Origin of the sequence: Paenibacillus terricola, assembly GCF_014779765.1 — a bacterium.
Lineage (GTDB): Bacteria > Bacillota > Bacilli > Paenibacillales > Paenibacillaceae > Paenibacillus_T > Paenibacillus_T terricola.
Genome location: NZ_JACXZA010000001.1, coordinates 616,279 through 630,166 on the forward strand (window position 1 = coordinate 616,279; position 13,888 = coordinate 630,166).

The 13,888-nt window shown below is 50.5% G+C and carries 14 protein-coding genes; 12 read left to right on the forward strand and 2 right to left on the reverse strand.

From position 1 onward, the window contains the following. Window positions 1-153 precede the first annotated feature (153 nt). Together H8B09_RS02730 and H8B09_RS02735 are read right to left on the reverse strand one after the other, a co-directional pair. Window positions 154-1,272 carry a ThiF family adenylyltransferase gene (locus H8B09_RS02730; RefSeq protein WP_397376037.1) on the reverse strand — a complete coding sequence of 373 codons (1,119 nt, stop codon included), beginning with the start codon at window positions 1,270-1,272 and terminating at the stop codon, window positions 154-156. Next, window positions 1,215-1,964, reverse strand: a complete 750-nt coding sequence (locus H8B09_RS02735; RefSeq protein WP_191201931.1) for a molybdenum cofactor biosynthesis protein — start codon at window positions 1,962-1,964, stop codon at window positions 1,215-1,217. Before H8B09_RS02735 ends, H8B09_RS02730 begins: the two co-directional genes overlap by 58 nt. A gap of 121 nt (window positions 1,965-2,085) precedes the next feature. Here H8B09_RS02735 and moaA point away from each other — a divergent pair, with 121 nt between their 5' ends. The 12 genes from moaA to H8B09_RS02795 all read left to right on the forward strand — a co-directional run bounded on the left by moaA (window position 2,086) and on the right by H8B09_RS02795 (window position 13,793). After that, entirely contained in the window at window positions 2,086-3,087 is a 1,002-nt protein-coding gene (gene moaA / locus H8B09_RS02740) for a GTP 3',8-cyclase MoaA (protein ID WP_191201932.1), read from the forward strand. A gap of 50 nt (window positions 3,088-3,137) precedes the next feature. Continuing rightward, on the forward strand, window positions 3,138-3,659 hold the full coding sequence (locus H8B09_RS02745; RefSeq protein ID WP_191201933.1) for a hypothetical protein: 522 nt from the start codon (window positions 3,138-3,140) through the stop codon (window positions 3,657-3,659). 25 nt (window positions 3,660-3,684) lie between these two features. Continuing rightward, window positions 3,685-5,142: a bifunctional metallophosphatase/5'-nucleotidase gene (locus H8B09_RS02750; RefSeq protein ID WP_191201934.1), complete on the forward strand. Its 1,458-nt coding sequence runs from the start codon at window positions 3,685-3,687 to the stop codon at window positions 5,140-5,142. Between the two features lie 121 nt (window positions 5,143-5,263). Further along, on the forward strand, window positions 5,264-6,364 hold the full coding sequence (locus tag H8B09_RS02755) for an HD-GYP domain-containing protein (RefSeq protein ID WP_191201935.1): 1,101 nt from the start codon (window positions 5,264-5,266) through the stop codon (window positions 6,362-6,364). A gap of 227 nt (window positions 6,365-6,591) precedes the next feature. Continuing rightward, window positions 6,592-7,731, forward strand: a complete 1,140-nt coding sequence (gene yfkAB, locus H8B09_RS02760; protein ID WP_191201936.1) for a radical SAM/CxCxxxxC motif protein YfkAB — start codon at window positions 6,592-6,594, stop codon at window positions 7,729-7,731. Between the two features lie 70 nt (window positions 7,732-7,801). Then, entirely contained in the window at window positions 7,802-9,133 is a 1,332-nt protein-coding gene (locus H8B09_RS02765) for a hemolysin family protein (RefSeq protein ID WP_191202773.1), read from the forward strand. 230 nt (window positions 9,134-9,363) lie between these two features. Continuing rightward, a complete protein-coding gene (locus tag H8B09_RS02770; protein ID WP_191202774.1) occupies window positions 9,364-9,591 on the forward strand; it encodes a spore coat associated protein CotJA in 228 nt (75 codons plus the stop codon). Between the two features lie 7 nt (window positions 9,592-9,598). Beyond that, window positions 9,599-9,865, forward strand: a complete 267-nt coding sequence (locus H8B09_RS02775; RefSeq protein ID WP_191201937.1) for a spore coat protein CotJB — start codon at window positions 9,599-9,601, stop codon at window positions 9,863-9,865. A gap of 27 nt (window positions 9,866-9,892) precedes the next feature. Continuing rightward, a complete protein-coding gene (locus H8B09_RS02780; RefSeq protein WP_191201938.1) occupies window positions 9,893-10,462 on the forward strand; it encodes a manganese catalase family protein in 570 nt (189 codons plus the stop codon). 64 nt (window positions 10,463-10,526) lie between these two features. Beyond that, window positions 10,527-11,345 (forward strand): DUF2935 domain-containing protein, encoded by an 819-nt coding sequence (locus H8B09_RS02785; protein ID WP_191201939.1) that lies wholly within the window; start codon window positions 10,527-10,529, stop codon window positions 11,343-11,345. Window positions 11,346-11,472: 127 nt separating this feature from the next. Then, a complete protein-coding gene (locus H8B09_RS02790) occupies window positions 11,473-12,777 on the forward strand; it encodes a hypothetical protein (protein WP_191201940.1) in 1,305 nt (434 codons plus the stop codon). Next, window positions 12,774-13,793, forward strand: coding sequence for a hypothetical protein (locus H8B09_RS02795; protein ID WP_191201941.1), 1,020 nt, complete (start codon window positions 12,774-12,776; stop codon window positions 13,791-13,793). Before H8B09_RS02790 ends, H8B09_RS02795 begins: the two co-directional genes overlap by 4 nt. The last annotated feature ends 95 nt before the right edge of the window (window positions 13,794-13,888 follow it).

The window sequence follows — 13,888 nt, forward strand, 5'->3', positions numbered from 1 at the left end:
TGTACTAGTCATATAGTATCAATAGTTGTTACTGATGGCAATAATTGAATGTCGACCAATGGTGAAAATGCTAACATTTTATACATATTTTCTTAACAATAATTAAATAAATTAAAGAAATCGCATATTCTGCAGGCTAGTACGAACTATCTATTACGTTCCTATCAAGTCGTTATAGATTCGCTGCGCAGCAACTGGGTCATCGGTCCCTTGTATGAGCGCGCGTCCGTCTGGAAATAGGATGAAGGTACACTCGCGGTCTGCAAGCGAGATCCGCATCAGATAGCGCGTCGATTCAATCTGGCCTATATGGGACAGTCTGCTAGCGATCTGTGACAGCGGGGATTGCAGCGGTTGTGGTGGCGTAATCTGAACTGTATGACGGCCGCACAGGGAGGCAGCTGCCGTATGGCTGTCGGTATTCTCAAGAGTCTCGAACGAACGCTTGGCGCAGACGGGACAATCGCTTCTTCTTGATTGTGTTGTCTTAATATTAAGCCACTGGCTGTGCCACACGTCTACTTGCGTGAGGCCAGTGTTAACGGCTCCGGCATTACCAGTCAGAAGCTTAAGTGCCTCTGCTGCCTGCAGAGAACCGATGATATCAACAATAGGAGAGATGACGCCTGCTGTTTCGCATGTGTCTACTGCTCCGGCAGCTGGCGGTGCTGGGAACAAACAGCGGAAGCAAGCGGTCGTACCTGGTATAATGGAAGTACACATGCCGGATCCGCCTACGGCGCCGCCGTATACCCAAGGAATACCGTGCTTTACGCTTACCTCATTGATGAGATAGCGGGCGGAGAAATTGTCCGTTCCATCCATTATAATATCGGCATCTGCAAGCAGCCGCTCCGCATTAAAAGCAGATAGCTCCGTAACGACCGGTTCTATAATCGGTTCTGAATTCGCCGCACGGAGATGAATTGCTGCAGCTTCTGCCTTCGGTACCAGATGTTCGGCATCCTCCTCGGTGTAAAGCATCTGCCGGTGAAGGTTGCTGTACTCGACTATATCGCGGTCGATAAGCCGGATTCGTCCGATGCCAGCACGGACAAGATGCGAAGCGATGACAGCGCCCAGTGCGCCTAAGCCAACGACTACGGCAGAGCGAGAACCTAAAGATTGCTGCCCTGCAGTTCCGATTGGCGCATAACGCATCTGCCGCACATAACGCGATGTCGCAGGCGTGTTGTTCGTAACTTCATGGCTTGTCATGGCTGCACCTGATCCGCCAATGGGTTCCATGGACCCGTCTGGTGGCCTTTCCACTCCGATCCGTCTTCCCAAATTTCTTTCTTCCAGATGGGAACAATCTGTTTCAGACGTTCAATTGCGTACCGGCTTGCCTCATAACATTCATCGCGATGCGGCGATGAGACAGCGATGACGACACTGATGTCTGCAACATCGACGATGCCTGTCCGATGAGCAATGGCACATTGAGCTCCATTCCATCGTGCAGCAATTTCCTCGCCGATCTGCTCCATCGTTCTAACCGCCATCGGTGCATAAGCCTCATATTCAAGTCGCACCGTCCGCTGTCCTGCCGTCCACTCGCGCGTCGTTCCAACGAATGCAATGGAGGCCCCGTGATCCGGTGTTATGACTCTTCTCGTAACGTCTTCGACAGATATTGGCTGATCGGTGAGCCAATAGAGTGGCAAGGCATCTTCTGGCGTCTGTGTTGAAGGCTCAGGAGCCGACTCTTCTCCACCCGAAACAGGAGGGAGCAGCGCAAGTTCATCGGTGTGGTTAATTGTGTCATCGTCAGTTGCATAGGTCTGATTGCACGCAACGAAGCAGAGATGGATCAAATGCTGATGGGAGGGGAATTGTTCAATCAGGAGTTTTTTCAGAGCGGCAACGGTCAGTGTTGAGTGCTGGGTATTCAGTTCGACGGAGGATGCGTCCAGTCGTTCATTAAGACCAGCAAATAATCGAATCGTCCATTTATATTCCATGTCAGAAAACCTCTCATACTGATGGTATAATGATGGTTAAAGTATATCATAATCAGCATAGAGATGTTATGCTAGTAAGTAATGAAATGTTTGTGAAACGTAAAGGCAGGAGGTGGCTGTGATGGGTACACTAGTCGATCGATTTGGGCGAGAGCATAACTATTTGCGAATTTCGGTAACAGACCGGTGCAATTTACGCTGTGTCTATTGTATGCCGGAGGAAGGCGTCGAATTTACGGATACGTCTAATCTGCTGTCGTTCGAACAGATCGCTGAGGTCGTTCGCTCAGCAGCCAGCTGCGGCGTAACAAAACTTCGGATAACAGGTGGAGAACCGCTTGTACGCAAAGATCTGGACCAGTTGATCCGGATGCTGGCCGCTATTCCTGGCATATCCGATATTTCGATGACAACCAACGGCATCCTGCTGGCTCAGCAGGCAGAAGCGCTGCGTGAAGCGGGGCTGAATCGTATTAACATTAGTCTAGATACGCTTAGCTCGGCGCGGTTCAAGTTCATCGCACGGCGCGGTGAACTGCGGCGGGTACTGGATGGAATAGAAGCAGCGGGCAGGGTAGGCTTTGATCCGATCAAGCTTAACTGCGTGCTGCTGCGTGGAGTTAATGAAGATGAGATTGGCGATTTTCTGCAAATGGCATATGACCAACCGCTGCATGTTCGCTTTATCGAATATATGCCGATTGGCCATGCGGATGAGAATTGGCGCAAACAGTATCTGCCATTAACCCGCGTGTTGGAAGTTGCGGATGAGCGGGGGCTTCGTTACCGTACAAGAGGCGATATATCCGGAAGCGGACCCTCTGATAATTATGAGATCGTCGGCGGACGCGGATCGTTCGGATTGATACACCCCATCAGCGATGAGTTCTGCAAACGATGCAATCGGCTCCGTCTGACGGCAGACGGCTATTTGAAGCCATGCCTCTATTGGATGGAGGAGTTGAATGTACGTCAGGCGCTCGGCAGTCAAGAGGAAATGGAAGCACTGCTGTTCAAGGCACTTGACTTGAAGCCAGAAAGCCATGAGATGGCTGCAACTTTGGCCGGTGGTGCGCTTTCCCACGTACCGACTGACCGCAGAATGTCCCAAATCGGGGGTTAACCTCGAAGAAGATGCTGTTCCCTATTTATATCTCGAAAGGAGATCCTGACATGATGGTGCCGAAAGCGTACAATAATGCTGGGAAGGAAACGGACATCGAGATTGAGCACGAGCAGTTTGGTGTGGAGCAGTGGACAGCGGTCGTCATGTCTGAACTCGCGGGAGAAGCATTCGCGATTGAGTCACGCGTACCTGGCGCTTCGGGTATCGCTTTCGATTGGCACCAATGGTTCGAGGAGTGGCTGTTTCTGCTCTCATATACAACGAAGTGCAAACTGTCTCCCCCTACCCATCTGAAGCTGTACGCGTCAGATTCATTCGAAGCGATCATTCCATGGTCGCAGCTGCAGGAAGCTGCCGTGCTGTTCGCAGAGACGGATGGCAGCCCGCTGACGACAGCGGGTCCGATCCGATTCTATGTCCCTAATGGTACGAGCAAGTGCTTGAATGTGAAAAATGTCGTTCGAATCGTCATCAGTACGGAAGAAGCGCTCAGTGATGAGGCGACGTTTGGCTTTAAGCAGCAGTGGTCTGCCGATGAGCTGAGACAGAAGAAAGCGCTGGGCAGCTAACGCGCCAGCTTGGCAGGAGGTAAGCATGAACGAGACGCAGGATTGGACAATAGAAGCGATTCTGCTGCATAGCAACGATATTCACAGCCGTCTTGAGCATGCAGCTAAGATCGCAACGGTCATTGCAGAGGAACGTCGGACACACGGCAGTGATCGGGTGCTCGCAGTTGATATCGGTGATCATATGGACCGTATGCGCTTCGAAACGGAAGGCAGCGATGGGCAGGTCAATATAGAGCTTCTGCATATTGCAGGCTGCGAAGCATCTACGCTGGGCAACAATGAAGGATTAACACTTGAGCCCAACATGCTTGAAGCCGCCTATCGCGATCGTGTGAAGTTTCCTGTGCTGGTCGCTAATATGTTCCGTGCTTCCAATCATGAGAGGCCCGAATGGCTGTCGCCTTCGACCATCATTCGTAAAGGGAAGCTGCGCATTGGCCTTATCGGAGTTTCCGCAAGATACTCCGATTTCTATACACTCCTAGGCTGGGATGTCACGGATCCGATTGAAGCGATCCGAATGGAAGCCGCGGAGCTGAGACCACATGTCGATGTGCTCGTGGTCCTGTCGCATCTAGGACTTCCATCAGACCGACTAATCGCCGAACAGCTTGAAGGAATCGATCTGATTCTTGGCGGACATACGCATCACCTGCTCGAAGAACCGCTAGTTATCGGTTCGACGACGATCTGTGCCGCCGGGAAGTTCGGCGAATGGGTTGGCCGCGTTGAGATCGGGTGGGATTCAATCTCATCCAAGCCTTTATTCCGCGCCGCTTGTGTGCCTGTGGCTGCTTATGCCGAGCATCCCGATGCAGTGGAGGCCATTGCAAAGTACCGCGAGCTGGCATCTGAGCGGCTGGGCAGGGTAATCGTGAAGCTAGAGACGCCTTTAGCGTCGCGCGATGACCAAGAGTCTCAATTGCCGAATCTGCTTGCAGCAGGCATCCGCCGCTGGACCCAAGCGGATATTGGCATTACGAATAATGGCCAATTGTTATCGGGATTGCCGATCGGTGACGTAACAGCAGGGGATTTGCATGCGATTTGCCCGTCACCCATCAATCCATGCCGGATAAGGCTGCTCGGCCAGCATATTCGTGAAGCGCTGCAGCAGTCGCTGTGCGACGAATATATAACGAAGCCAATCCGCGGCTTCGGCTTTCGCGGCAATGTGCTCGGGACGCTGGCGGTCGATGGCATGACGATTGAAGCGGAATACGATCCCCATGGACAACTGCACCTGTCGGCTGTCTACGTCGGTGGTGATCCGCTCATCGATGACCGCGAGTATTCCGTCGGAACATTGGATATGTTCACGTTCGGCGTTGGCTACTTATCGCTCAAGCAGGGAACGGATATTCAATACTTCCTGCCTGAGTTTATACGCGATATTCTGGCAGAGGAATTGCTTAATCCAGAAGCTATTGCAGCCGCTTCAGAGGCGAGATTTGTTATTCGGGGCAGAGCTGCAACCTAAAATGCGAAGAAAAAGTCGATTTTTGATGAAAAATTTATGAAATCGATTCACAACGGGGCGTCCCTAGCCGATAAACACGATAGACTATATGATAAAACACCAGTTGCGGGGCGGGATTAAAATGCGTTTAATGCCCATATCACTGGCTAAGCCGGGGATGCGGTTGGCCAAAAAAATATTTTCCGAGGAAGGGCTTGTTCTCCTTGCTGAAAATGTGGAGTTAGACGCTCGCATGATCAGACGGTTAACGGATTGCGGTATATCATACATCTATATAAAAGACCCACGCCTTCAAGATACAGTTATTCCGGATATTATTAGCGAGGAAACGATTCGCAGCGCGTTGAAGGAGATTAGGCAGTCGTTCCGTCAAATGATGGACCGGCCGAACGGAAAACGAGGGGTAACCTATCCGTATATTTCGAAATCTTACTACAACATGATGAACATGGTCATCGATGATCTTACAGCCCGTGAAGATGCGATGATAATGCTGATGAATTTAAATTCGGTCGACCACTATCTGTATCAACATTCGCTTAATGTCTGCGTCTACACGACGTTGCTCGGCATTGCAGAAGGCTACACCCGCGACGAGCTGATGGTGCTCGGGATGGGCGCCGCCCTGCATGATATCGGTAAATCACGTATTCCGGTCGATGTCTTAAAGAAGCCTGGCCAGCTGAACCATGAGGAATACGAGCTGATGAAGCTGCATGCAGAGATCGGTTATCGGATGTTGAAGGATGAGCCGAACATGCCGCTGCTCGTTGCCCATTGCGCCTATCAGCATCATGAACGTTTGGACGGAAGCGGGTACCCAAGGGGCATACGCGGAAATGAGATTCATGAGTATGCCAAGTGGATCGGACTCGTGGATTCCTACGATGCGATGACAACGACGCGCATTTATCGCGCGGCAATGCTGCCGCACCAAGCCATTGAGCTTATGTATGCGGGCAGCGGCACCTTATATGAACAACGTATGGTGCAGCAGTTCCGCGACAAGGTTGCAATCTATCCGATCGGCTTGACCGTTCAGATGAACAGTGGCGAATCCGGGGTCGTCGTCGATATTAACGCTGCATGTCCACATCGTCCGATTATCCGTGTTCTTGAGGATGGCGGAGCGACAGTGCGTTCGCCATATGAAGTCGATCTATCCAAGCAGCTGTCCACGATGATCATCGGCGTGAATAACGAGATTACAGAGGCGGTCTAACCGCACCGTGTACATGACTGATTCGCAATCCCGCCGATCACGGCGGGATTTTGTTTGCGTTCCAGCGATTGTGCGAGGCACTGGCGCTTATGGTAACTCGTCCCGCTCAATTACTGTGAAGGGTGTTATTGGCCGCAAGACAGGTATTCTCATTTGCGTCAACACGCTTCGAATATTACAATGAAAGATAATGCATTAATTCATATCGGTGAAAATAGGTGTTGAGAATGAATCATATACTAGCGTTAAACGACTTGCACAACAGACAGGAGCTGTCTCCTACATACGATCCGTGGGACCCGATTCGGTCGCTGCAGCAGCATGGGCGTCATGTACTGACTAGTGTAGAGATGACGGTTTCTAATCTGTGCAATATGCGCTGCGAGCACTGTGCGGTCGGTGATACACTCGTAATGGTGGAGCCGGCCAAAATGCCGCTCGACCTGATGCTGCGCAGATTGGACGAAGTCGAGCATCTGGAAACGATCAGCATTACAGGCGGCGAGCCTTCGTTCTCGGCGACGACTGTACGAGATTATATGGTGCCGCTGCTGCGATATGCGCGGAGCCGAGGAATCCGATCACAAATCAATTCCAATGTAACACTTGATTATAAGCGTTATGAGCAGCTTGCCCCTTATCTGGACGTCATGCATATTTCATTCAACTATACATCGGCAGATGACTTCCATCAGGTCGGGTTTGCTAAAGCAAATCATGCTGTCTCTAAGGAGACTGCCGCTAAGATGTATGAGCGAATGATCGACAATGCAAGACGGCTTAGCGAAGCAGGCGTTCTTGTGTCTGCGGAATCCATGATCAACTTCCGGACGCATCACAAAATCGATGAAATTCACCAGCTCATTATTGAGATGGGCTGCAAGCGTCATGAGGTGCATCCGATGTATCCGAGCTCCTTCGCGAAGGATCTGCCGATGCTTTCACGTGAAGAGATGCGGGCAGCGATTGAGAAGCTGCTGGATACGCGTGATAAGTCGGTGTGGATGCTGTTCGGCACGCTGCCGTTCTTCCGCTGCAGCACGAATGCCGAAGAGCGCCAGCTGCTTGCAAGGCTCGCGTCAGAGCCGAATGTAACGGTGCGCAATGACCCTGACGGCCGCAACCGATTGAATGTCAATCTGTTCACGGGCGATGTCTTCGTTACCGACTTCTCGGATGTGCCAGCATTCGGCAATATAGAGAAGGACCGTCTGGATGACGTATTCGGCCGCTGGCTGAATGGCTCATTGGCCCAAGCGATTGACTGCCATTGCCCGGCTGCCAGCTGCTGCGGACCGAATCTGCTTGTGAAAGATATGTACTACCGCGAGGATAATTTCCTGGAACGTTCGGCGATTATAGAGTAAATGTTAGTGCCAGTCTCGTTTGAGACGAAGGCGGTAAAGGAGAAATGCCGGCTTGAACCATACGGAATTTATGCCTGGATCGATCATTACGAATTTGTTGATCGTATTGCTGCTCGTGTTTTTTAACGCTTTTTTCGTTGCCGCAGAATTTGCATTGGTGAAGGTGCGTCAGTCCCGACTGACGCAGCTCGCCAATGAAGGGAATACGCGCGCGCGTTATGCCATGAAGGTCAATCGGAAGCTGGATGCTTATTTGTCGGCTACTCAGCTGGGCATTACGCTGGCATCGCTTGGATTAGGTTGGGTTGGCGAGCCTGCAATATCCGAGCTGATTGTCGAACCGATCTTCTACAAGTTTGGCTTATCAGATGAGACGGTCATTTCAACGCTATCGGTTACAATTGGATTTCTCGTCATTACCTTTCTGCACATTGTGCTTGGTGAATTGGCGCCTAAGTCGCTCGCTATTCAGAAGTCGGAGAGCGTATCGTTGTGGCTGTCCTGGCCGCTAATGATGTTCCATAGGTTGTTCTTGCCTGCGATTTGGCTGCTTAATGGCACGGCGAACCGACTGCTAAGACTGATCGGCGTTCAACCCGCCAGTGAAGGCGAAGGTGTACATACGGAGGAAGAAATTCGCATTCTGATGGATCAGAGTGCGCAAAGCGGTGTCATTGATAAGGATGAGATGACGCTGTTCGATAATGTATTTGAATTCTCGGATCGGCTTGCACGTGAAGTTATGCTGCCGCGGACCGATATGGACTGCATCTTCACGGATCAAACTTACGATGAAGTGGCGAAGCTTGTCTATAAGACGAAGCACACTCGTTATCCGGTCGGTATCGAGGATAAGGACCAGATTATCGGGTTCGTCCATATTACTGATTTGCTGACTGCTGATAAAGTCGCGGGATATGATATTCGCCGATTTATTCGGCCGATTCTTAGCGTACCGGAGTCGATGGAAATTAGCGATGTGCTGAAGCTGATGCAGCGTAAGCATTCACAGCTTGCAATTGTCGTCGATGAATATGGCGGTACAGCTGGCATGCTGACGACAGAGCTTATCCTTGAAGAGATCGTTGGCGAGATTCACGACGAGTTCGATACGGAGCAGCCGAGCGTCATCGTGAAGGGAGATACCACTTCGGTTGAAGGGCGGATGCTGATCGAGGATGTGAACGATATGTTCGATTTAGACATTACCGACGAAGATGTGGATTCAATCGGCGGCTGGCTGTTTACGAACCTGGAGGGCGTCCCGGTCGTCGGCAAACGTATCGCATATGACGGATACTGGTTCGAGGTTGCCGAATGCGAGCCGCTGCGCGTTTTGCGCGTATCGATCTACAAGAAGAATGAAGATGAGCCGGAGACTATTGAGATTATGAAGGAATAAGCAATGCGGGAATACCAGCAGTGCGGGACATATCCCGCACTGCTTTTTATTTTTAACTCCATCATTCTATTCCTGTTCATATGACATTGGACATACCCGCCAGCACATACGATGGAAAGTAGCAGCAGTGGCAAGATGGCTATAAGGAGGAGGTCGTGAGCTTGAATTCAAATGTTAACAACCCCAATGTCGTAAACGCAGCGAATGCGAATGTCAATCCAGCTGGTTATGTGGCAGGCGTTTCACAAGCAGGCTATCGGGAGTGGAGGCCGTTCCGCGGTCCATTTGACCCTTGCCCCCCTATTCTTATCAAAACATACGTTGTGCCGCCGAACCAATACATCACGTTTCAACCGATGAACTTGCCTCAGTTCTCTCTACAGGAAGCCCTACGCAAAGGGACTTTGTGGCCTGCCTTGTTTAGTCCGTACGAGTCGAAGTCCGGTAAAGGAAGGTGATCCGTACATGAGCGAAAAGCAGCTGGATGCACAGTATTATGCGAAGCTGGAAGGCCTTCAGCAGCTTGATTTTGCATTGGTCGAGCTGACGCTCTATTTGGATACGCATCCGAACGACCTGAACGCGCTGCAGCAGTTCAATCAGCTCGCGCAGCAGCGTCAGCATGCCGCCTATCAATTCGAAATGCAATACGGTCCGCTGATGCAATTTGGTCATAGCTACTCCCGTTTTCCTTGGCAATGGGTGGAAACCCCTTGGCCATGGCAAGTTTAACGATGCGATTGGAGGGGGGCATGAACGATGTGGGTTTATGATAAAAAGCTGCAGTATCCCGTTCGGGTCAGCAAATGCGATCCGATGATGGCCAAGTTTCTGCTGGAGCAGTATGGCGGTGCGGACGGTGAGCTCGCAGCAGCGCTCCGTTATTTGAATCAGCGCTACTCGATTCCCGACAAGGTTATAGGCTTGCTGACCGATATCGGCACAGAAGAGTTCGCCCACCTCGAGATGATCGCAACAATGGTGTATAAACTAACCAAGGATGCGACGGTGGAACAATTGAAGGCGGCGGGGCTTGGCGATAATTACGCCCAGCGCGACCATGCTTTGTTCTATGCGAATTCTTCAGGCGTACCGTGGACGGCCTCCTATATTCAAGCGAAGGGCGATCCTCTCGCGGATCTGTATGAGGATATCGCTGCTGAAGAAAAGGCAAGGGCGACGTATCAGTGGCTGATTGACATGACGGATGACGTCGACCTGCAGGACAGTCTGAAATTTCTCCGGGAGCGGGAAATCGTCCATTCCTTGCGCTTTAGAGAGGCCGTCGAGATCATTAAGGCGGATCGAGAGCAGAAGAAAATATTTTAATTTCAACACGGGCCGCAGAGTATACTCTGCGGCTTTCGTTTTGAACCATAGGGGAGGGACTGGAATGAACGCATTAACAGAAGCGCAGCAATCGGCTGCATGGTTTGAACATCGGTTCTGGCTGCGAATTCTTGGCGATCACAGCCGATTCATCATGAATTCGCTGTCTCCGAAAGAAACCAATGATGTACAGCAGGCCATGCACTGGATTGCTCGGTTCGATGCATTGTTATCACAGGGACGGAATCCGTCCAGTGGAAAGTCGCTGATTGATCTTACAAGAGAGGCGCATACGGCGGCAATGCAGCTAAGGGCGTTCAAGTTGTCATTGCTGGAGCGGCTCTTACTAGGTAAAGTGACGGTGGGCTTGCCGCCAACCTTTTTCAACCATATGGTCAATGAGCTGGACGAATACGTTCATATCTTGAACGCATTGTTAGCGGGCAAGCCAGTGCCTGTATATGAGCCGCTTCATTATGACATGGTCTGGCTGCCGGATGCTTCAGGTCATGCAGGTGCCATTATTATGGGGTTGGATCGTGTGGAACGTTCGCTTATCGAACGTTATTCGGTTTTCGAGAAGCACTTTAACGATCTGTTTCTTAAGGCGGTAGAAATGGCGGGGTATATGCGTACCGGGCTTCGTGATTTTCCGGCATTTCGCCGCTTTCATAACGAGATTGATTTGGAGATGAGTTTGTTTAAGAAGTTTTTGCAAGAGCTGGAGGAGTTGGAGCTGTCGTCAGCAGTACTTGACACGATTACACCTCTTATGCCTGATCATATGGCAAGGGAAGAGTGTTATTATTTGACGAAGCTGGCGACAATCGGACTCGTGCCATCCCCGAACTGCGATCCGGCGAAGCCAAGAGTGGAAGGGTAGGAGTATAAACGTAAACTAGATAGATATCCTGTAAAACGGGCATTCATACTGCTTATATCGCCTATACCTCTCCTACAAACGCTCATAAGCTGGATGAGGATCGATGGTAAAGGAGTGGGGTTGGCCTATGATCGTTGGAACAGTCGTCACTAGAAGTCACCTAGCCCGGGCGAAACTGTTGGCACAATCCATCAAACGATTCAATCCAGAAGTGAAGGTTGTCGTCAGTCTGCTGGAACGATACAACCAGCAAGACATCAGCATGTATCCTCACTTCGACGAGGTAGTTCTTGCCAGCCAGACGTGGTCCGGCAATTTCAATCAGGCTATCTTCAAATATTCGGCTCAGGAAGAAGCCTCATGCTTTGCTGGGGCGCTGTTAATCGATTATATGTTTCATCGCTATCCGAATGAGAATCAGGTCGTACTGCTCGACTGCGATATGGAAGTCCTCGCTCCGCTGCAGGATCTAGAATCCAGGCTCGCTCGATGCTCCATATTGTTAACCCCTCGACGACTCAGTTCGAGCAATGATCATGGCGATACACGATATGGGGTATATGACGCGGGCCTTATAGGGGTTAACCGAACGCCATCAGGATTAGCATTCGTTCGATGGTGGATGGATCGTTCAGAACGTTACAGCTCCGTGGATTATGATACGAAGACTCAATCATGGCCGGATGAACAGAAATGGCTGAACCAGGTACCTGCGCTGTTCGAAGGTACGCAAGTGCTGAAGCACGCTGGCTATAACGTTGCCGATTGGAATTATAACGAGCGTGAGATTTCACAGGATGGGGGCAGCCATTACCTGGCCAATGGAGAGACGCTCTACATCAAACATTTTCATCACATCGATAATCGGGAGAAAGACAGCGCGGAATACGTGAAGAAGCATCCAATACTGTCGGCTCTAACAAAACAATACACGGACCGGTTGGATGCACTTGGCAGGGGGCGCGACGATTCGATCCCGTGGAGCTATCAGTTCTTCGCCAGCGGAGAGCCGATTCAACCTTCAACGCGGATGCTGTATCGCAACAATTTGTTTCTTGAAGAGAAGTACCCGAATCCATACGAGCTTAGCAACGAGTTTTTTGAGTGGGGGATGTTTGGTGAAGTGCCGCCTGCTGTACAGCCTGAGGTCGACAATAAGCCTAATTCGATAGTGGCTGGCGATACCACTCTTTCTATTGTACGACGTGGGTCGAAGCCTCCGCAGCGCAGCATGAAGAAGAATCTGAAGAAGTCTAAGACTTTAAGCAATCAAGTGCAGAGCCATTCAACTTCAACAAGCTCTACGGGAAAATTGCTCGTATCGAGCCGAAGTAGTGTGAAGAAACAGCATACCTGGTCATTCCCCCATCGGAGGGCAATTCCACTCTTGCATAACAGGACGACTAGTCGTAGGAGAGTAGGGACGAGATGATCATATGCACAACGGCATCATTATCCAAACTGCCGCAAGCATTGGAATTAGCCCGATCGGTGAAGGCCTATCACCCGGAGGCGAAATTTGTTCTTGGTCTGATTGAGGAGTGGGTGCCAGAGTCGACTGCACAATCACCTTGGTTCGATGAGGTGATTCAGATAAAGGACATCGGCATTCCTCATTTCAGGACGTTCATGTTCAAGCTATCAGCAACTCAAGCGCATGATGCAGTAGTTGGCCATTTGATCGTTTATTTGACCTCGTACGATCCCCATGCAGATTCGGTTATTTTCCTTGAACATACGATGAGGCTGTACGGGCCGCTGCGTGAAGTAATTGATGCATTAACTGGACATTCTATTGTCTTGACGCCTCATCTGAGCGGACCGAACCTTGCGGTTTCCTTGGAACAGGAAATAAAACTGCATCAAACAGGAAGCTTTAACGATGGCTTCATCGGTGTGCGGCGAAGCAAAGAGTCGAAGAGCTTCCTGACTTGGTGGGCGGATAAGCTTTATCGCGACTCTTATGAATTTCATGATCGAAGCCAACAGTGGTTGGATCTCGTACCTGTTCTCTTTCATCCGTTCATCATACGTCAGCCGGGCATCCATATGGCTTGCTGGAATTTGCACGAGCCTTCTCGGCAGATCACAACTGTAGAAGCGGATTGGGCTTCGATTGTCGGCGGACCGATGCGCTGCTTCAACTACAGAGATGAACATAACGAATTCGAAGAGAGCTTATACCGTCTAGCTCCGCTTCAAGCAGAACAAGCACGTAAGCTGCTGCAACAGTATCAGGTTGCGTGTCAGGGGCATGAGGCGCAAGGATTTAACAGAGAAACGGTATGGAGCTACGATTATTATTACAATGGCGAGCGGATATCCGAAGAGGCCCGTAACATCTATCGAGTTAATGAAGACCGCCATGTCTTAGGGGATCCTTATGCGTGGAGCAACAAGCACATCATAGATGGAATCGAAGGACAGAATCCAGCTCCAATAAGTTAATATATTTGCGGGTTATAGAGGGGCTGTTCCAGAGAGTCATGGTGACTTTTTGGAGCAGTCCCTCGTATTTTTCCATTCGTAAGCGGCGACAATAG

Bases quoted from the DNA above. Each gene is read 5' to 3' on its own strand.
- H8B09_RS02735 (WP_191201931.1), bottom strand. From the start codon at position 1,964: ATGGAATATAAATGGACGATTCGATTATTTGCTGGTCTTAATGAACGA.
- moaA (WP_191201932.1), top strand. From the start codon at position 2,086: ATGGGTACACTAGTCGATCGATTTGGGCGAGAGCATAACTATTTGCGA.
- H8B09_RS02745 (WP_191201933.1), top strand. From the start codon at position 3,138: ATGATGGTGCCGAAAGCGTACAATAATGCTGGGAAGGAAACGGACATC.
- H8B09_RS02750 (WP_191201934.1), top strand. From the start codon at position 3,685: ATGAACGAGACGCAGGATTGGACAATAGAAGCGATTCTGCTGCATAGC.
- H8B09_RS02755 (WP_191201935.1), top strand. From the start codon at position 5,264: ATGCGTTTAATGCCCATATCACTGGCTAAGCCGGGGATGCGGTTGGCC.
- yfkAB (WP_191201936.1), top strand. From the start codon at position 6,592: ATGAATCATATACTAGCGTTAAACGACTTGCACAACAGACAGGAGCTG.
- H8B09_RS02765 (WP_191202773.1), top strand. From the start codon at position 7,802: ATGCCTGGATCGATCATTACGAATTTGTTGATCGTATTGCTGCTCGTG.
- H8B09_RS02775 (WP_191201937.1), top strand. From the start codon at position 9,599: ATGAGCGAAAAGCAGCTGGATGCACAGTATTATGCGAAGCTGGAAGGC.
- H8B09_RS02780 (WP_191201938.1), top strand. From the start codon at position 9,893: ATGTGGGTTTATGATAAAAAGCTGCAGTATCCCGTTCGGGTCAGCAAA.
- H8B09_RS02785 (WP_191201939.1), top strand. From the start codon at position 10,527: ATGAACGCATTAACAGAAGCGCAGCAATCGGCTGCATGGTTTGAACAT.
- H8B09_RS02790 (WP_191201940.1), top strand. From the start codon at position 11,473: ATGATCGTTGGAACAGTCGTCACTAGAAGTCACCTAGCCCGGGCGAAA.
- H8B09_RS02795 (WP_191201941.1), top strand. From the start codon at position 12,774: ATGATCATATGCACAACGGCATCATTATCCAAACTGCCGCAAGCATTG.